Origin of the sequence: Burkholderia sp. MSMB617WGS (genome assembly GCF_001532025.2) — a bacterium.
Classification (GTDB): Bacteria; Pseudomonadota; Gammaproteobacteria; order Burkholderiales; family Burkholderiaceae; genus Burkholderia; species Burkholderia savannae.
The window spans coordinates 1,876,813-1,894,160 of the sequence record NZ_CP013458.1 but is presented as its reverse complement, the minus strand read 5'-3'; the positions used below and the strand labels follow the sequence as shown (position 1 = coordinate 1,894,160).

General features: G+C 68.7%; 16 protein-coding genes. 14 read left to right on the top strand and 2 right to left on the bottom strand.

From position 1 onward, the window contains the following. Positions 1-124 precede the first annotated feature (124 nt). The 12 genes from WT60_RS29220 to WT60_RS29160 all read left to right on the top strand — a co-directional run bounded on the left by WT60_RS29220 (position 125) and on the right by WT60_RS29160 (position 10,732). The gene (locus WT60_RS29220) at positions 125-568 is read left to right on the top strand and encodes a MarR family transcriptional regulator (protein ID WP_059578596.1); all 444 of its coding nucleotides are present in this window, start codon (positions 125-127) and stop codon (positions 566-568) included. A gap of 87 nt (positions 569-655) precedes the next feature. Next, positions 656-1,213: an isochorismatase family protein gene (locus WT60_RS29215; protein WP_060355439.1), complete on the top strand. Its 558-nt coding sequence runs from the start codon at positions 656-658 to the stop codon at positions 1,211-1,213. Continuing rightward, positions 1,210-2,676: a DHA2 family efflux MFS transporter permease subunit gene (locus tag WT60_RS29210; protein ID WP_060355435.1), complete on the top strand. Its 1,467-nt coding sequence runs from the start codon at positions 1,210-1,212 to the stop codon at positions 2,674-2,676. Before WT60_RS29215 ends, WT60_RS29210 begins: the two co-directional genes overlap by 4 nt. Further along, positions 2,660-2,911: a helix-turn-helix transcriptional regulator gene (locus WT60_RS29205; protein WP_348982047.1), complete on the top strand. Its 252-nt coding sequence runs from the start codon at positions 2,660-2,662 to the stop codon at positions 2,909-2,911. Before WT60_RS29210 ends, WT60_RS29205 begins: the two co-directional genes overlap by 17 nt. Positions 2,912-3,259: 348 nt before the next feature. Next, positions 3,260-3,865 (top strand): TetR/AcrR family transcriptional regulator, encoded by a 606-nt coding sequence (locus tag WT60_RS29200; protein ID WP_059578577.1) that lies wholly within the window; start codon positions 3,260-3,262, stop codon positions 3,863-3,865. Between the two features lie 106 nt (positions 3,866-3,971). After that, the gene (locus tag WT60_RS29195; protein ID WP_236860893.1) at positions 3,972-4,433 is read left to right on the top strand and encodes a hypothetical protein; all 462 of its coding nucleotides are present in this window, start codon (positions 3,972-3,974) and stop codon (positions 4,431-4,433) included. A 28-nt stretch (positions 4,434-4,461) separates the two neighbouring features. Continuing rightward, positions 4,462-5,142 carry a type 1 glutamine amidotransferase domain-containing protein gene (locus tag WT60_RS29190; RefSeq protein ID WP_059641896.1) on the top strand — a complete coding sequence of 227 codons (681 nt, stop codon included), beginning with the start codon at positions 4,462-4,464 and terminating at the stop codon, positions 5,140-5,142. 339 nt (positions 5,143-5,481) lie between these two features. Beyond that, positions 5,482-6,579, top strand: coding sequence for an NADH:flavin oxidoreductase/NADH oxidase (locus WT60_RS29185; protein ID WP_038747652.1), 1,098 nt, complete (start codon positions 5,482-5,484; stop codon positions 6,577-6,579). Positions 6,580-7,665: 1,086 nt separating this feature from the next. Next, a complete protein-coding gene (gene fabI, locus WT60_RS29175; protein ID WP_038747654.1) occupies positions 7,666-8,427 on the top strand; it encodes an enoyl-ACP reductase FabI in 762 nt (253 codons plus the stop codon). Positions 8,428-8,626: 199 nt separating this feature from the next. Then, positions 8,627-9,055 carry a GNAT family N-acetyltransferase gene (locus WT60_RS29170; protein ID WP_038747657.1) on the top strand — a complete coding sequence of 143 codons (429 nt, stop codon included), beginning with the start codon at positions 8,627-8,629 and terminating at the stop codon, positions 9,053-9,055. A 105-nt stretch (positions 9,056-9,160) separates the two neighbouring features. Continuing rightward, positions 9,161-10,228, top strand: a complete 1,068-nt coding sequence (locus tag WT60_RS29165) for an AI-2E family transporter (protein WP_059641892.1) — start codon at positions 9,161-9,163, stop codon at positions 10,226-10,228. A gap of 129 nt (positions 10,229-10,357) precedes the next feature. After that, positions 10,358-10,732 carry an outer membrane protein assembly factor BamE gene (locus tag WT60_RS29160; RefSeq protein WP_038747662.1) on the top strand — a complete coding sequence of 125 codons (375 nt, stop codon included), beginning with the start codon at positions 10,358-10,360 and terminating at the stop codon, positions 10,730-10,732. A gap of 55 nt (positions 10,733-10,787) precedes the next feature. On the opposite strand, the gene WT60_RS29155 is transcribed toward WT60_RS29160, so the two are convergent. Continuing rightward, positions 10,788-12,617 (bottom strand): alpha/beta fold hydrolase, encoded by a 1,830-nt coding sequence (locus tag WT60_RS29155; protein WP_052145066.1) that lies wholly within the window; start codon positions 12,615-12,617, stop codon positions 10,788-10,790. A gap of 296 nt (positions 12,618-12,913) precedes the next feature. On the opposite strand from WT60_RS29155, the gene WT60_RS29150 reads away from it, so the two are divergent. Then, complete coding sequence (locus tag WT60_RS29150) at positions 12,914-14,893, top strand: carboxypeptidase-like regulatory domain-containing protein (protein WP_145986904.1); 1,980 nt, start codon at positions 12,914-12,916, stop codon at positions 14,891-14,893. Between the two features lie 45 nt (positions 14,894-14,938). Here the strand turns inward: WT60_RS29150 and WT60_RS29145 are convergent, their stop codons facing one another. Beyond that, positions 14,939-16,447 (bottom strand): PLP-dependent aminotransferase family protein, encoded by a 1,509-nt coding sequence (locus WT60_RS29145; protein ID WP_060356517.1) that lies wholly within the window; start codon positions 16,445-16,447, stop codon positions 14,939-14,941. A gap of 104 nt (positions 16,448-16,551) precedes the next feature. On the opposite strand from WT60_RS29145, the gene WT60_RS29140 reads away from it, so the two are divergent. Beyond that, positions 16,552-17,271 carry a pyridoxamine 5'-phosphate oxidase family protein gene (locus WT60_RS29140; protein WP_038747670.1) on the top strand — a complete coding sequence of 240 codons (720 nt, stop codon included), beginning with the start codon at positions 16,552-16,554 and terminating at the stop codon, positions 17,269-17,271. Positions 17,272-17,348: the final 77 nt, after the last annotated feature.

The following is a 17,348-nucleotide window of genomic DNA, read 5'->3' as shown; positions in this document are numbered from 1 at the left end:
TTCGCGATTGCAAGCTCGATGAAGAGCGTCTCGCCCATCCAACCTTTGGGCGGTCAATCTTTGCGGACGGGCAATTTAGGCAGTTTAACTTGCAAGTTTAGCTGTCGTATTCTATGCTCCTCTCATGACTCGTTCACCCATATCCGATCCTTCGCTGGAACTCACCGTCACTGACCTGACGTTGGCGATTGGCCAACTGGTGCGCAGGCTTCGCTCGGAAGCCAATCCCGGCGAACTCAACTTGTCCCAGTCGAGCGTGCTGGCGCGGCTGGAACGTGAAGGCCCGATGACGACGGCCGATCTTGCACGCGCGGAATCGATGAAGCCCCAGTCGATGAAGTCGATTCTGGCCGGCCTCGAAGAAGAGGGGAGCGTCGAGCGCCGGCCTCATCCGACCGACGGCCGCCAGATACTGTTCGCGGCCACTTTGAAGGGTCTTGAAGAGCGTCGGCGGCATACCGTGGCCAAGCGCGAATGGCTGATCGCGGCGCTTGCGGGCTTCGACCGGACGGAGATCCAGACGCTCGCCGCGGCTATTCCGCTTATCAGGCGGCTCGGCGACTCTTAACGTTCCGAACGGCGCGCAGTACGTCCGGCAGCGAAGTGCCGCCGGCATGCGGTTCTTCTCATCCGCATAAAATCAGGAATGCATATTATGAGCGTAACGACCCTCGACCCGAGAACGGCACTGGTCGCCATCGATCTTCAGAAAGGCATCGCCGGGCTGCCGGTCGCCCATCCCATCGGCGGCGTCCTCGCGTGCGCCGCTGCCTTGACCGCCGCGTTCCGGAACCGCGGTTTGCCGGTCGTGCTGGTCAACGTCACGGGCGCCGCACCCGGCCGGACCGAACGAAGCTACAGCCTCGAAGGCTTGCCGGCGGATTGGGCGGATCTCGTGCCTGAGTTGAACGCGCAGCCTGACGACCTGCTGGTGGCCAAGAGGACGTGGGGCGCTTTCACCAATACCGATCTCGAGGCACGGTTGAAGGCTCTTGGCGTTACCCAGTTGGTGCTCGCCGGGGTCGCCACCAGCATCGGCGTGGAATCGACCGCCCGCCACGCCTATGAACTCGGGTTCAACGTCACCCTGGCGCTGGACGCGATGACCGACATGAGCCTCGAGGCGCACGATAACAGCGTCGCCCGGATATTTCCGCGATTGGGCGAAACGGGCTCCACGCAGGCGATCGTCAGCCTTCTTGATCGCGTATGAGTTTGCCGCCGAAGGACAGCCCCCCGGTGTCGACTGCGGGCGACGGTCAAGCCGATCGCCTCGCTTCCGGCGTGTGGAAAGTGGTCTGTGTCGCGGCCATCGGCTCCTTCATGGCGCAACTCGACGCTACTGTCGTCAACGTATCGCTCGCGAGCCTTGCCGCCGATCTGCACGTCAGCCTTTCTGCGATCCAGTGGGTGACGAGCGGCTATCTGCTGGCGCTCGCGCTGACGCTTCCGCTCAATGGCTGGCTCGTCGATCGCATCGGCGCCAAGGCCCTCTATCTCTGGTGCTTCGCGGCCTTTACCCTCTCTTCGACACTGTGCGGGCTGGCATGGTCCGCGAATTCACTGGTGGCCTTCCGTATCGTCCAGGGCATGAGCGGCGGCCTGCTCGCGCCGATGGCGCAGATGATGATCGCCCGCGCCGCTGGCAAGCAGATGGCGCAGGTGATCAGCGTCGCCGCGTTGCCGGTCCTGCTCGCGCCTCTCTTGGGGCCCGTCGTCGCCGGCGCGATCGTCCAATTCGCCTCCTGGCGTTGGCTTTTCCTCATCAACCTGCCGGTCGGCGTCCTGGCGCTCGCACTGGCGGCGGCATTCCTGTCCGATGATCGGCAGGAGACACGGCCGCGCGGCCTCGACCTGCTCGGGCTGACCCTGCTATCGCCGGGGCTGGTGCTGTTCCTTTACGGTTCGGATCATCTGGGCGAGCGCGTCGGTGTCGTCGCCCTGGCTGTCTCCGTCGTGATGTTCGCGCTGTTCTGCCGTATGGCGCAGGCCAAGGGTGACGCCGCGCTGATCGACCTTCGGCTGCTCAAGGGCAAGGTGTTTTCCACGTCGATCGCCACCATGTTCATGGTCAACGGCGTCTCCTTCGCAGGCCAGATGCTGATTCCGGTCTATCTGGTCCGCGCCTGCGGTCTGTCGCCGGGCCGAACCGGCTGGCTGCTTGCGCCTCTGGGATTGGGCATGATGTGCACCTATCCATTCATGGGCCGTCTCACGAAGCGGTTCGGCATTCGCAAGCTCGCGGCCTGCGGCGCGCTCACGGCTCTGGCAGGGACTCTGCCGCTCGTCTTCCTGTCCCGGCACGGCCTGGTCGTCTCCGTCCTGGCGGCGAGCCTCTTCATTCGGGGTGTCGGTGTCAGCGCCATTGGCATTCCGTCGATCGCGTCGGGCTATGCGTCAGTGGCGCGCCAGGATCTGCCGATGGCGACGACCGCCATGAACATCGTTCAGCGCCTGGGCGGCCCGACGTTGACGACACTCTGCGCGACCTTCCTGGGATGGCGTTTGTCGGGCGCGCCCGATACCGCGACGACGTCCGGCGCCTTCGTCGCGGCGTTCAGCCTGCTTTGCGCTCTGCACGCGCTGCTGTTCCTCGTCACTCTCCGGCTGCCCTGGATGGTTCCTCACTCGGGCGCGGCGCTCCAATCTTCCGCCGCGGATTCGCGGCCTGCCTGAAGAACCCGGTATCGATCGGTACCTGACGCGTTGGCGCATGGGCATTGCTGCACAGCTGCTGGAGGAAACCGAGCTACGGCTGGGTGAAATCGCGTCGCGCGTTGGTTACGGGTCGGAATTTTCTTTCAGCCGCGCATTCAAGTTGGCGCGCGGCGTCTCGCCGGTCCAATACCGTCGTGAACGGCAAGGCTACTTGGCAACCGGTGAGCACGAGCTTGGATCGGTTGCGCCATAGTTGATCGGCGCAACGCATGAGCCTCGGTCGTTCATGCAAAATCAGCAGGCGGTCCGCTGCTTGAGCGAGGCAGCCGCTTGATTGATCGTGCGCCGACCATGGCTAACGACGGAAACTGGCCGATCTCGGACAACGCACCGCACGACACGACAAAGTTGCGCCCGCCGCGCGATAGGCGAGCAGCCAACGGGCGACGGCGCGATCAAGAACGCGAAGCCCGGACCGCGCCGACGTCGCCGATTTGTCCCGCCGTTTTCAGCCGTGCGGCCAAGCGCATCCCGCGCCGGCCTCAGGGCCAATTTCCGGTTGCTAGACGACTGGTCTAATCTCGCGCTATCATCCACCCTCATGAACGCAGCAGCCACCACCGCCGACGTCCGGCAGCACATCCTCGACACCGCCAAGCCCATCATGCTCTGCAAGGGCTTCACGGGCGTCGGCCTGAACGAGATTCTGGCGGCGGCCGGCGTCCCGAAGGGGTCGTTCTACCATTATTTCGGGTCGAAAGAGGCATTCGGCGAGGCGATCCTCGAGTCCTACTTCGCCGACTACCTCGCGCACCTCGACGCGTTGCTCGTGCGCGGCTCCGGCCCCGCGGCAGACCGGCTGATGCGCTACTGGGGCCAGTGGCAGCAGATGCAGGCGGGCAACGACCCCGAAGGCAAGTGCCTCGTCGTGAAGCTCGGCGCGGAAGTCTGCGATCTGTCCGAAGCGATGCGCGTGGCGCTCGAGCGCGGCACGTCGCAGATCGTCGCGCGGCTCGCCGCGTGCATCGCGGCGGCGTTCGAAGACGGTTCGCTGAAGGTCGATCTCGACCCGCGGCAGACGGCCGCGATGCTGTACGAGCTGTGGGTCGGCGCGACGCTGATCGAAAAGATCTGGCGCAGCGGCGAGCCGCTCGCGATCGCGATGGCGACCACCCGGCGCATCCTCGGTTTGCCGGGAGCACGCTGAACGCGAATTGCGATGCGCGGCGGCGCGTACGATGAAAGTCGAAATCGCGCCGCCGCGTTTTTTGCGGTCATTTTATAGACGACTGGTCTATTAGAGGGCATGCAACATGCGACAGTTCGACGATCGCAACGCGATCCGAATCCGGTTCGACAAACGGATCGATGCACGATCGATCCACGCTTGCCGAGCGCCGAAAGCGCCCGACGCGAAGCCGCGTCCGTTCGACGATGACAGGCGGGGCGATGAACGCGCCGAGGAATGCGCCCGCGGGCGCGTCGACGAAGCCGTGCGGCGGGACATTCGGGCGGCGGGAAGCGCGCACGGTGCCGGCGTGCGATGCGCGCACGCCGCGTCGAGGCCCGATTGCTCCGATACGGACCGAAGCGATGCGGCGCACGACATGACGCACGACATCACGCGAGCCGCGCAACGCGACGTGGCCCGGCAGCGGGGCGGCACTCGATGCACGCCGCGGCGAAGCCCACGCTATCTCGCGGCGCGGGCAAGCAGGCGGCCGGCCGCCTCGGCGGCGCACGGCCGGCGGGCCCGTCCGGGCCGCGCCGCCTGATTCTCAAGACATCAAGGAGGGCATCCAAATGAAGATTCTCGTAGTCCTGACTTCGCACGACGAGCTCGGCGCGACCGGCAAGAAAACCGGCTTCTGGCTCGAGGAGCTGGCCGCGCCGTACTACGCGCTGAAGGACGCGGGCGCCGAGCTGACGCTCGCGTCGCCGCGCGGCGGGCTGCCGCCCGTCGATCCGAAGAGCAGCGATCCGGCGTCGCAGTCCGACGCGACGCGCCGTTTCGACAAGGACGCCGAAGCGCAGGCCGCGCTTGCGTCGACGCGCAAGCTCGCCGACGTGTCGATCGACGATTACGACGCCGTGTTCTACCCGGGCGGCCACGGCCCGTTGTGGGATCTCGCCGAGGACCGTCATTCGATCGCGCTGATCGAGCGCGCGATCGCGACGGACAAGCCGGTCGCGGCCGTTTGCCACGCGCCCGGCGTGCTGCGCAACGTGAAGGGCCCGTCGGGCGCGTCGCTCGTGAAGGGCCGCAACGTCACGGGCTTCTCGAACAGCGAGGAGGCGGCCGTCGAGCTCACCGAGGTCGTGCCGTTCCTCGTCGAGGACATGCTGAAGTCGAACGGCGGCCATTACTCGCGCGCGGCCGACTGGGCGCCGCACGTGGTCGTCGACGGGCTGCTCGTCACCGGGCAGAACCCGGCGTCGTCGGAGCCCGTCGCCGAGGCGCTGCTCGAGCTGCTCGAGCAGTAATACGCCGCGCGGGCGGCCGCGTTGCGCGTCGCCCGCGGCGTTTTCGTCGAGTCGATTCAACTCGCGTCGAGGCATCGAGCCGGATCGAGTCGCGTCGATTTGCATCGCGGTGCGTGCGCATCGCCGGGCGAGGTCGTCGCGCCGCATCACCGGCATCACCTGCGTCACGGAATCACCGAATTACCGCGTTACCGCGTTACCGCGTTACCGCGTCACCGCGTTACCGCGTCACCGTGTCACCGCGTCACCGAATCACCCGAATCACCCGAATCACCCGAATCACCCAAGTCACTCGAGTCACCTCACCGACCCTAAACACGAACATCGAAGGAGTAGTAGATGGCTGCATTGTTCGAACCGTTTCAACTGAAGGACGTCAAGCTACGCAACCGCATCGCGGTGCCGCCGATGTGCCAGTACGTCGCCGAGGAAGGCGTGCCCAACGAGTGGCATCACGTGCATCTCGCGGGCGTCGCGCGCGGCGGCGCGGGGCTCGTGATCGCCGAGGCGACCGCGGTGTCGCCGGAAGGCCGCATCACGCCGGGCTGCACCGGGCTCTGGAACGACGAGCAGGCCGCCGCGTTCGAGCGCTCGGTCGATGCGATCAAGGCGGCGGGCGCGGTGCCCGGCATCCAGCTCGCGCATGCGGGCCGCAAGGCGAGCGCGAACCGGCCGTGGGAAGGCGACGATCACATCGCCGCGGGCGACGCGCGCGGCTGGCAGACGATCGCGCCGTCCGCGGTGCCGTACGGAGCGCATCTGTCGAAGGTGCCGCACGAGATGACGCCGGACGACATCGCGCGCGTGAAGGCCGATTACGTCGCGGCCGCGAAGCGCGCGCGCGACGCGGGCTTCGAATGGCTCGAACTGCATTTCGCGCACGGCTATCTCGCACAGAGCTTCTTCTCGGTGCATTCGAATCGCCGCACCGACGCATACGGCGGCTCCGCGGAGAATCGCGGGCGCTTTCTCGTCGAGACGCTCGCGGCCGTGCGCGAGGTGTGGCCGGAGCGCCTGCCGCTCACCGCGCGCTTCGGCGTGATCGAATACGACGGCCGCGACGAGGAGACGCTCGCCGAATCGATCGGGCTCGCGAAGCGCTTCAAGCAGGAAGGGCTGGACCTGTTGAGCGTGACGGTCGGCTTCTCGACGCCCGACGCGCGCATTCCGTGGGGCCCCGCGTTTCTCGCGCCGGTGGCCGAGCGCGTGCGCCGCGAAGCGCAATTGCCCGTCGCGTCCGCGTGGGGGATCGATACGCCGGCGCTCGCCGAGCGCGTCGTGAAGGACGGGCAGCTCGATCTCGTGATGGTCGGCCGCGCGCATCTCGCCGATCCGCACTGGCCGTATCGCGCGGCGCTCGAGCTCGGCGTCGAGCGGGCGTCGTGGACGCTGCCCGCGCCGTATGCGCATTGGCTCGAGCGTTATCGCGCGGCCTGACGGCGTGCCGCGCCGCGCTACCGGGCGGGGCGCGGGCGCGCAGGGACGGGCGGCGAGGCGTTCGGGGCGGCATGCGGGGCGGCGTTTTGCGCGGCGTTCGGGGCGGCGGATGCGGCCTCGATCGGTCGGTGCCTCGATGTCGCGTGCTTGAATGCGTGTTCGCTCGCGAAGCGGGCTCGCGCGAACGAGCTTTCGCCGCGCGACATCGTCACGGCGCGGATGACCTGATAGCGGGCGGACGGCGAGATGTCGTCCGCCCGTTTTTCGTTCGGCGCTCGCGATCGGCATCGGGTCGAGGCTGCGTGAAAATGAAAACGCACGCCGAACGCGCCAGTCGAGAGAGTCCACCGTCCAGATCGCGCGGTATTGGCTGCGTGACAGCGCGGGAAGGGTAAAGCGACACTCGACAACCGAGTGGATTTGCGTTTTCACGCCGCCTCGGTCGGCGGGAGGCGTTCAGCGTCGACGCTTGCGGGGCGCGGCGTTCGTCATGTGTCGCGCGATAGCTTCCTTCGACGAAACGCGCGTTGTTTTTTGAGGCAGGAATGGACGGCTTCGGATCGGCGGGCGTCACTTGGCGTCGCCATTCGCCGCACCCCGCACCCCGCACCCCGCACCCCGCACCCCGCACCCCGCACCCCGCACCCCGCACCCCGCACCCCGCACCCCGCACCCCGCACCCCGCACCCCGCACCCCCGGCTGCTCGCCGCTTGCCATTCGCCATTCATCGCTCGCCCATCGCCCATCGTGTGCGCACTCGTCGCGCGGCGTTCATCATGCGCCGCGCATGGCCGTCCCGCGATGAAGCGCGCGCCGATTTCAACAGGCGCAATGCGATTTGCGCTCCCGCATCCTGTTGACATCGATCAACACGCGAACCGCATCGATCCCCGACAGTCGACGGGCGGAGCGACGCGCATCCGCCCGCTCGGCCAGCATCGAAGGCGGCCGGGCATTCGCGGCACGAATACGCCGGCCCGCATCCACCGGCCGCCGACGCGCCCGCGCCGCCGGCATACCGCTTCGCGCGGCGCGATCCGGCCCGTCGCTCGGCGGCTCATGCTCGACCGTCGAAGGAGATCCCTATGCGTCTTCCGAACAAGCGTGGCTTGATCATCGGCATTGCAAACGAAAGCAGCATCGCGTTCGGCTGCGCGCGCGTCATGCGCGAGCAGGGCGCCGAGCTCGCGATCACCTACCTGAACGACAAGGCCGAGCCTTATGTCCGGCCGCTCGCGGAGCGTCTCGGAAGCGGGCTCGTCGTGCCGTGCGACGTGCGCGAGCCCGGCCAGCTCGAAAGCGTGTTCGCGCGCATCGAGCGCGAATGGGGGCGGCTCGACTTCGTGCTGCACTCGATCGCGTACGCGCCGAAGGAGGACCTGCATCGCCGCGTGACGGACTGCTCGCAGGCGGGCTTCGCGATGGCGATGGACGTGTCGTGCCATTCGTTCATTCGCGTCGCGCATCTCGCCGAGCCGCTGATGGCGAACGGCGGCTGCCTGCTGACGGTCACGTTCTACGGCGCAGAACGGGCAGTCGAGGACTACAACCTGATGGGGCCCGTGAAGGCGGCGCTCGAAAGCTCGGTGCGCTACCTCGCCGCGGAACTCGGGCCGCGGCGCATTCGCGTGCACGCGTTGTCGCCGGGGCCGCTGAAGACGCGCGCAGCGTCCGGCATCGACCGCTTCGACGCGCTGCTCGAACGCGTGCGCGAGCGCACGCCCGGGCATCGCCTCGTCGACATCGACGATGTCGGCCATGTCGCCGCGTTCCTCGCGAGCGACGATGCAACTGCGCTGACAGGCAACGTCGAATATGTCGACGGCGGCTATCACGTCGTCGGCTGACGGCGCGGCGCGCAACTTGCAGCGGGCAGCTGCGTAACGGGCAACTGCGTAACGGGCGTGCGCGGCGGGCGCTCGCGCGCGTTTGCACGTATTCGAGCATGTTCGACGGTGTTTGAGCGCGTCGCGCCTGCGCGATAAGATGGCCGTCTCGATTCGACTCGCCATCCCGCTCGCCATCCGCCACGCCCGAAGGACTGCCATGCCGCCCGTCACGCTCGTCGTCACCGATCGCCCCGAACCCGCCCAGATCGATTTCATCGATGCGGGCCTCGCCGCGTACAACGTCGAGCGCGCCGGCGTGAACGACGAGCGTGCGCTCGCGGTGTTCGCGAAGGACCCGGACACGGGCGCGCTGCTCGGCGGCCTGACGGGCCGCACGTCGCTCGGCCTGATGTTCGTCGATCTGTTCTATCTCGCCGACGCGCTGCGCGGCGACGGCATCGGCCGCGCGATCCTGCGGCTCGCCGAGGAGGAAGGGCGCGGGCGCGGCTGCGGCGCGGCCGTGCTGTACACGATCAGCTTTCAGGCGCCCGCGTTCTACGAGAAGCTCGGCTGGCGCCGCTTCGGCGAAGTGCCGTGCGATCCGCCCGGCACGAGCCGCGTGTTCATGACGAAAACGCTGCGCTGAGCAGGCGCGCGCGACGGTCGGCCGCCGCACCGGCATCGTCGTGCGCGTCCATTAAGATGGCGATGTCGCGGCGCGCCGCGCTTTCCCAATTCGCCAAGAGTCCTCATGGTCCAGAACGCACCTGTCTCGCCGGAGCCGTCCGGCCGCCCGAAGGCCCAGTCGATCGCGCTCGGCGCGCTGTATGCGGCGCTCGTCGCGCTCGCGTTGTGGGTGATTCGCGATTTTATTCCCGCGATCGCATGGGCATGCGTCGTCGCGATCGCGCTGTGGCCGGCGTTGCGCCGCATCGACGCGCATCCCGCCTTTCACGGCCGCGCGACGCTCGTCGCCGCCGCGTTGACGACGGCGATCGCGCTGCTCGTCGTCGTGCCGATCGCGGCGGGGCTCGTCGAGGCGGTCGACCAGAGCCACGAGTTGCTCGGCTGGCTGCATCGCGCCGAGCAGGCGGGCATTCCCGCGCCCGACGCGCTGTCGCGTCTGCCGTTCGGCTCGCAGCAGGCGAGCGCGTGGTGGCAGGCGAATCTCGCGAAGCCGCTGCATCCGGCGGCGGTGAAGGGCGTCGACAGCGGGACGGTCGTCACGTTCGGCCGCCACTTCGGTTCGCGCGTCGCGCACGCGGCGGTGCTGTTCGGCTTCATGCTCGTCACGCTGTTCGTGATCTTCCAGGCCGGCCCGCGCCTGTCGGGCGCGCTGCTGACCGGCGTGCGGCGCGCGTTCGGCGACAACGGCGCGGCGCTGCTGCAGCGAATGGCGGCCGCGGTGCACGGGACGGTCACGGGGCTCGTCGTCGTCGGCTTCGGCGAGGGCGTGCTGCTCGGCATCGCGTATGCGTTCGCCGGCTTGCCGCATGCGGCGCTCCTCGGCCTCGTCACGGCCGTGGCCGCGATGCTGCCGTTCTGCGCGCCGCTCGTGTTCTGCGGCGCCGCGCTGTGGCTGTTCGTGCAAGGCGCGGCCGGCTGGGCGATCGGGCTCGCGGCGTTCGGCTTCGTCGTCGTGTTCGTCGCCGAGCACTTCGTGCGGCCGGTGCTGATCGGCAGCTCGGCGCGGCTGCCGTTTCTGCTCGTGCTGTTCGGCATTCTCGGCGGCGCGGAGACGTTCGGGCTGCTCGGCCTGTTCGTCGGCCCGGCGCTGATGACGGTGCTGACCGTGCTGTGGGCGGAGTGGGTCGATTGACGGCGCACGTCGAACGAACGGTGCGTTGTTTTTCCGACTGTTTTAAGAAAATTCAACAAAAAGACAGCGAAACGTCGATTAGCATGCAGTTTTCCACTGCGACGGCATCGCGCCGCACGGTTGAGCCGCATGCCATTCCAGACGACGAACCGCACCGTTCCCGCCCTCGCTTTTCCGCTCGCCGCCGCGCTGCTGTTGAGCGGCTGTTCGTGGTTCAGCGGCTGGTTCGATTCGTTCTCGTACGCGAGGCTGCCGCTGCCGAAGGCGGCCGCGCAGCCGGGCGCGACGCAGACGCAGATCGTGGCGGCGGGCGGCAATCCGGCGAGCGTCTGGATGGTGCGCAACGGCTCGGGCGTCTGCTACAACTACGATTTACGCCACGGCAACGACCATCGTCCGTACTACGTCGTGTTCGATCGGCGCGGCGTCGTCTCGCGGCACGGCTTCGCGACCTGCTCGGAAGCCGACCGCGGCGGCTTGCTGCGCGGCTCCGCCGTTCGCTGACCGGCGCGGCGTCCGGGCGCGGCGGGCGGCTCTTGCGGTGGACCTACTGGCGGACCTATTCGTCCGCGCACGCATGACGCGCGACGGATTGCCGGATCGAACTCAGAATGTCCCGCCAGTGCGAATAGATCAGAAAGTGCCCGCCATCCGCGATTTCATGCAGACGGGCGCCCGGAATGCGCGCCGTCAGCCGACGCACGGCGTCGATCGAGATGTGCCAGTCCAGGCTGCCGTGAAAGAGCTCGACGGGCATCGCGAAGCGCTCGCCGTCGATTTGCCAGCCATGGACGTTCAGCAGCGTTTCGGCGACGAAGTGCCGTGTGCCGTGCCTCACGCCGGCCAGCAATTCGCGCGCGTAGTTTTCGCGAAATTCCGCATGCTCGAACACCCGGCGATCCACTTCCGGCATCGATTGCAGGATGGATTCGATATAGCCGTACACGTCCTTGCGAATGCTGCGTATCACGACTTGCAGTAGCGGCGGCAGCAGGTTGGGCGTGTAGCGCGCCACCATCAGCGCCATGCGGAAATGGGCCGAGTATGCGCGGATATCCTCGAAGCGCTCGACGGGAGGCGTCGCGCCCACGACGAACAGCGCATCCACGCGGTCCGCCATCGCTCGCGCGGTGGCGAGCGCGTAGGGCGTGCCCGCCGAATAGCCGAGCACGGCGAAGCGCGTCAGATCGAGATGATTCGCCAGGGCCGCGACGTCCGCCGGCCAGTCCGACACTCGCCGCCCCGGCATCGGATCGGAATCGCCCGTGCCCGGACGCTCGGGAATGATGAGCCGGATGGATGCCTCGCGAAGCAAGGCGTCGTCCGGATGCCGCAGGTGCCGCGAGCACGACAGGCCGTGCATCAGGATCAGGGGAAGGCCGTCCGGATCGCCGCTGTCGGACCACGCTAGCCACCGGCCGTCGGGCAGGCGCAGGCGCCCGTCCTCTTGCGCGGGCGAACGCGCGGCGGCCGCGGGTGGCCGGCGCAGGCGAGACCATGGTTGCGCCGTTCCGGTTTGATCGAGCCAGAGAGGCGTCGACCAGATCGCCTGAACCAGTTCCGGTTGGCGCCGCACGCCGATCTTCGCGAACACCGATTTCAGTTGGGTCTTGACCGTGTTCACGCTCGTGCCGAGATCCTGCGCGGCGTCCTCCAGCGTCATCCCGCGCACGAGCCGCTGGGTGAGCCGCGCTTCCGCCGCGCTCAGGTCGAAGAGCGCGCTCAGGCCGGCTTCCGGCACGAGCGGCGCATCCGAGCTGGCGACCCAGACCATCGCGTGCGCGTTCGTTCCCGCTTCCCGTGCGACGCGGCTCACGAGCACGGACAGCGCCGCTTGCCCGCCGTCGAGCCGGAATGCGGCCTGCGTTTGCGCATGCTCGGGCGCGTCGCGCAACGCGTCGTCGAGAAGCCGCCGGGGCCGCGATTCCAGGCGGCCGGCGACGATCGCCAGGCCGCCGTGGCCATTCAGGATCGATCGCGTCGCCCGGTTCATGTGGACGATCGCGCCGTTGCGCGCCACCAGCGCGATGCCGACCGGCAGCCGATCGAGCACGCTTTCGCTCAGGCATCGCTGCCCGTCGGAATCGGTCAGCCGCTGGCGCATGTCGCAAGCCCGGACGAAGTGCGGCGCGAGAAGCGTGAAGATCTGGCGTTCGGCCGCCGTCGCGCTCGTCGGCAGCGGGTTGCCCATGCCGTCGAACCAGCTCGCGACCATGCGGTCAGTCTCGTGCCGCGGAATCGGCAGCGCGTCGTGAACGCGGGCGTCCGACAGGAAATCCGCCATCGCCTGCAGCAGATGCGGCCACAGGTCGTCGTCGTTCGCCGTCTCATAAATCAGACCAATCAGGCTCGACAGCGGCCCGGCCGGAAATTCAGTGCGTTCGTTCATCCCGCCCCCCTCGACGCGGCGCCGCCTCGAGCCTCGATCATGACATGCCGCCGCGCTCGATCGATACCTCGAACGGGTGATGCGCCGCGATCGCATTCCGACCACGATGGGTGCCGGATCGAAGCGCGGCGTCGACGCGATTCGGTCCAGGCGCCACTCGGTGGCTCTTCCTGAAAATGATACGCACGGCTAAGGGGACGATGATGAAAAATCAGATCAGGCTACGGCTTGCCGCGATGGGTGTCGCGACGGCCATTTCGTCGATGCTGGCGGGTTGCGGCGCAGACGGAAATTCGGTGGGCGGCGCAAACGCCAATTCGGGCCCGGGCGGCGCGGCGCAGGGCGCGACCGTGAGCGGCACGGTCGCAAGCGGCAGTCCGGTGCCGAACGCGGTCGTCACCGCCGTCGACGTGAACGGCAAGACCGTGACCACCCAGGCGGGGGTGAGCGGCGCGTATACGCTCGACGTGACCGGGCTCGCGCAGCCCGTCGCGCTCGTCGCGACCGATCCGGGGGGGCAGGTCGGCCCGTTCGTCTCGGTGCTCGCGAGCACGCCCGCCGCCGGACAAAGCGCGACGGCCAACGTCACCACGCTGACGACGGCCGTCAGCGCGCTCCTCACGCCCGGGGGCAATCCGCTGGAGCTTGCGATACCAGCCAATTTGAGCGCCGAGGTCACGCCGGCCAAGGTGCAATCTGCCACGCAGGTGCTCGACACGTATCTCACGCACTTCCTGAGCGCTGCCGGCGTGTCGAACCCCGCCGCATTCGATCCGATCGGCGCGCCGTTCTCGGCAAACCATGCCGGCGCCGACGCCGTGATCGACATGTTCCGGATCGTCGCTCAAGGTTCCGCGACGTATCTGACCTTCATCGGCGCGACGTCGGCGCAAGGAAACGTCGACCTGACGCTCAACGCGCAGCAGTCGCCGGGCAGCGTGCCGCAACCGCCCGTCCCCGAGGCCGCCGCGACGGTTGCCTCGCTGAACGCCGGCCTTGCGAGCCTCGTCGCCGACATGCAGGCATGCGTGGCCGCGGGCGGCACGGGGGCCGCCTGCAACGTGGTCGATCCCGGCTACATGGACAACGGCTATGCGCGCATTTCCCAATACGATGCGAATCTGCAAAGCGCCACCGTCGTGTTCGGCACGCCGTCGATCGTCGAGACGGTCGGCATTCCGAATGCGACCGGGGGGCAAGGCGCCACCGGCGCGTTGATCGGCATTCCTTATGCGTTGACCGCGCCCGCGCAAGGGCAACCGCAGGCGTATCCGTACACGCTCTACACGACGGTGCAACCGTCGGTTCGAACCCGCTATGGCTGGGACATCGTCGGCAACCAGCTGCCCTTCGATATTTCGGCGACGTCGCGCGCGACCTATCGCAATTTCCACGACAGCTTCGTCAATTCCACGGGAAGCCACGATGCGAGCTTCTTCGATGCGGGCGTCACGTTGGGCGTGAACCTGGGCGGCCCCGGCGGTCGCAACATCGATGCCGCCCACGTGACGGGGCCCGGCCTGCCGAGCGCCGGATTGTGGCTCGTGCATTCGACGGTCACGGGGGACGGTTCGCTGGCGATCATGGCGAAGCAGCCGTCGTCGCAGCCGGCGCCCGGAACCACGACGGGCAGCAATACCAACGAATATCGCTGGTCGTGGGCCACGCTGCCGGGCGGCGCGTTCACGCCGCCCGCCAAGGGCTTCTGGAGCACCGGCAAGCTCGACGGCTCGCTGCCGTTGTACGGCGCTTACACGTTCACGCTGTACGACGCGACGGGCGCGGCGCTCGGCACTTACAGCGTGTTCAATCCGACGCCGCTCATCGATGCGCAGGCGGGGCTCAACGCCTACGGGCAGGGCAACGACGCGGCCCATCCGCAAGGCGCCTGGCCGGTGCTGGGCGCCGACGTGGCTGCGGGTTTCCTGTCGGCCACGGGCGCGTACGCCGGCGCGCAAGCCGCGTTGAACGTGGACTTCACGCCGCCGCCTTCGCCTTCGCCGAACCCGGCGCAATTGACGCTCGGCAAGATCAACGTTCAGAGCGAGGACCAGAACAAGGCCGGATGCGAAGCGACCGTGCCAGTCACGAGCGGCGCGACTTCGGTCGCGGTGGCGGCGCCCACGTCGCCCATCGCGTGCAGCTTCCTGGCCGTCGACAATGCGTCGGATGCCGCCTATCGCATCGTGCAGTTGCGCAGCAAGAATACGCAGGGGGTGCAGTTCTACCTGAATGAAACCTACCGCAGCGGCCAGAACGCGCCCGATGCTTCGTAGCCCGGAGCCGATGGCGAGCGGGCTCGCGCCCGCGCGCCGTCCGGCTCATCTCGCGGCGTCTCGCGCCGGTTTTCGCGCGCCGCGCCGCGCATCGTCGATCGCGAGGCCGATCCGCCGCACGCATGCGTCGATCTGCTCGGTCGGCACCGCGCCGTAGCCGAGCACGAGGCCGTTGTACGCGGCGCGATCGGTGCCCGGCAGGCAGAAGCGCGACAGCGGCCGCACCGTGATCGCGCGGGCGAGCGCCGCGCGCGCGACGTCGACGTCCGCGACGGACGCGTCGAGCCGCGCGGACAGGTGCATGCCGCCCGCGCCGCCCGACACCGTCAGCGCGCCGCCGAGATGGCGCGCGAGCGCGGCTTGCAGCACGTCGCGCCGCTCTTCGTAGAGCCGGCGCATGCGGCGCAGATGCCGCGTGAAATGCCCGGCCTCGATGAAATCGGCGAGCGCGAGCTGCTCGGCGAGCCGGCCGCGCGGCGCGAGCGCGCCGATCGTGCGGCGCAGCTCCGGCGCGAGCGCCGCCGACGCGACAACGAAGCCGATCCGCAGCGTCGGAAACATCGTCTTGCTGAATGTGCCGAGATAGACGACGGGCGCGTCGTCGCCGAGGCTTTGCAGCGCGGCGAGCGGCGCGCCGAAGTGGCGGAACTCGCTGTCGTAGTCGTCCTCGATGATCCATGCGCCGGCCGCGCGCGCGTTCGCGACGAGCGCGATGCGCCGCTCGACGCTCATCACCGCGCCGAGCGGATACTGATGCGACGGCGTGATGTAGACGAGCCGCGGCGGAGCCGCGCGCCAGTGCTCGGCGCTCGGCGCGAGGCCGTCGGCGTCGACGGGGATCGGCACGAGCCGCAGGTCGGCCGCCTGGAGCGCCGAGCGCGCGCCGACGTAGCCGGGATTCTCGATCCATGCGGTGTCGCCCGCGTCGGCGAGCGTGCGCGCGCACAGGTCGAGCCCGTGCTGCGTGCCGTCGGTGACGAACACCTGCTCCGCTTCGCAGCCGATTCCGCGCGACACGCGCAGATATTCGGCGATCGCCTGCCGCAGCCGCAGGTTGCCGCCGAGCGGCGCATGGCCGAGCTGCGCGGGGCCGATGCGCCGCCACGCGCGCTCGGTCGCGCGGCGCCACGATGCGAGCGGAAACTGGTCGAGCGCGGGCATGCCCGGCAGGAACGACAGCGGCTCGCGCTCGTCGTCGACATCGGTGTCCGGCAGATCCGCGGTGCGTCGCGACAGCACGGGCCGCGCGTGCGCGGGCGATGCGGCCGCGCACGCCGCCGGCAGGCCGACGCGCGCGACCATCGTGCCTTGCCGCCGCGCGACGACGAAGCCCTCGGCGGCGAGGCGCTCGTACGCATAAAGCACCGTGTTGCGCGCGATCCGCAGCGTCTCGGCGAGCGCGCGCGACGACATCAGGCAGGTGCCGGGCTCGAGCGTGCCGCTCAGAATCGCCGCGCGCAGGCAGGCATAAAGGCGATGCTGCTGCGACGCGCGCGCGAGCGCGTCGTGCGCGTTGTCCCGCTCGAAGTTCGACAGCAGCACGCCGTAATCCATCGTGGCTCCAAAAATGATCGATCTCATGGATCTATTCATGGTGCCACAGATTTTCTATCGTCGAGCCTGTCGAAACGATCATGTCCATCCAGGAGCCACGCCGAATGACCTCGACCGCAGCCGAATCCGCTCGGCCCCCGACCGCGCCGAGCTCGCGCACCCGCGTGCGCCGCGTCGCCAACCGCGGCCGCTATGATCGCGCGACCCTCGAAGCGATTCTCGACGACGCGTACGTATGCCACGTCGCGTTCGCCGACGAGTCGGGCGTGCACTGCATTCCGACCGCGTGCTGGCGCGAGGGCGATCATCTGTACATCCACGGCTCGAACGGCAGCCGGATGCTGAAGCTCGCGGCGGCGGGCGCGCAGGTGTGCGTGACGGTCACGCATCTCGACGGCCTCGTGCTCGCGCGCTCGGCGTTCAATCACTCGATGAACTACCGGTCGGCGGTGATCTACGGCGAGTTCGAGGTCGTGCCGGATGCGCGGAAGGCGGCCGTGCTCGATGCGTTCGTCGAGCGGATCGCGCCGGGCCGAAGCCGCGACGCCCGGCCGGGCGACGCGAACGAGCTCGCGGCGACGACCGTGCTGCGCATCGCGCTCGACGAAGCCGCGACGAAGATCCGCGCAGGCGGCCCGAAGGACGACGAGGCGGATCTCGGCTTGCCGGTGTGGGCGGGCGTGCTGCCGATGCGCGACGCGCACTTCGCGCCGATCACCGACGCCGCGCCGGCGGGCGTGCCCGATTACGTGCGGCGCTGGCAGGACGCGGTGCCGCTGCGCGAGACGGACGACGAGGAGGCGAGGCGCGTCGCGGTGCGCTGAGCCGCATGCGCGCTCGCATGCGCTCGGCGATGGGGCGGGGCGGCGGCTTTCGGCGACGGGGGCCGCGGGCGCCGCGC

What these genes read in the sequence shown, in the direction of transcription:
- WT60_RS29190 (WP_059641896.1), top strand. Translation starts at nt 4,462, where the DNA reads ATGAAGATTCTCGTAGTCCTGACTTCGCACGACGAGCTCGGCGCGACC.
- WT60_RS29145 (WP_060356517.1), bottom strand. Translation starts at nt 16,447, where the DNA reads ATGGATTACGGCGTGCTGCTGTCGAACTTCGAGCGGGACAACGCGCAC.
- WT60_RS29210 (WP_060355435.1), top strand. Translation starts at nt 1,210, where the DNA reads ATGAGTTTGCCGCCGAAGGACAGCCCCCCGGTGTCGACTGCGGGCGAC.
- WT60_RS29185 (WP_038747652.1), top strand. Translation starts at nt 5,482, where the DNA reads ATGGCTGCATTGTTCGAACCGTTTCAACTGAAGGACGTCAAGCTACGC.
- WT60_RS29215 (WP_060355439.1), top strand. Translation starts at nt 656, where the DNA reads ATGAGCGTAACGACCCTCGACCCGAGAACGGCACTGGTCGCCATCGAT.
- WT60_RS29165 (WP_059641892.1), top strand. Translation starts at nt 9,161, where the DNA reads ATGGTCCAGAACGCACCTGTCTCGCCGGAGCCGTCCGGCCGCCCGAAG.
- WT60_RS29155 (WP_052145066.1), bottom strand. Translation starts at nt 12,617, where the DNA reads ATGAACGAACGCACTGAATTTCCGGCCGGGCCGCTGTCGAGCCTGATT.
- WT60_RS29140 (WP_038747670.1), top strand. Translation starts at nt 16,552, where the DNA reads ATGACCTCGACCGCAGCCGAATCCGCTCGGCCCCCGACCGCGCCGAGC.
- WT60_RS29195 (WP_236860893.1), top strand. Translation starts at nt 3,972, where the DNA reads ATGCGACAGTTCGACGATCGCAACGCGATCCGAATCCGGTTCGACAAA.
- WT60_RS29170 (WP_038747657.1), top strand. Translation starts at nt 8,627, where the DNA reads ATGCCGCCCGTCACGCTCGTCGTCACCGATCGCCCCGAACCCGCCCAG.
- WT60_RS29160 (WP_038747662.1), top strand. Translation starts at nt 10,358, where the DNA reads ATGCCATTCCAGACGACGAACCGCACCGTTCCCGCCCTCGCTTTTCCG.
- fabI (WP_038747654.1), top strand. Translation starts at nt 7,666, where the DNA reads ATGCGTCTTCCGAACAAGCGTGGCTTGATCATCGGCATTGCAAACGAA.
- WT60_RS29200 (WP_059578577.1), top strand. Translation starts at nt 3,260, where the DNA reads ATGAACGCAGCAGCCACCACCGCCGACGTCCGGCAGCACATCCTCGAC.
- WT60_RS29220 (WP_059578596.1), top strand. Translation starts at nt 125, where the DNA reads ATGACTCGTTCACCCATATCCGATCCTTCGCTGGAACTCACCGTCACT.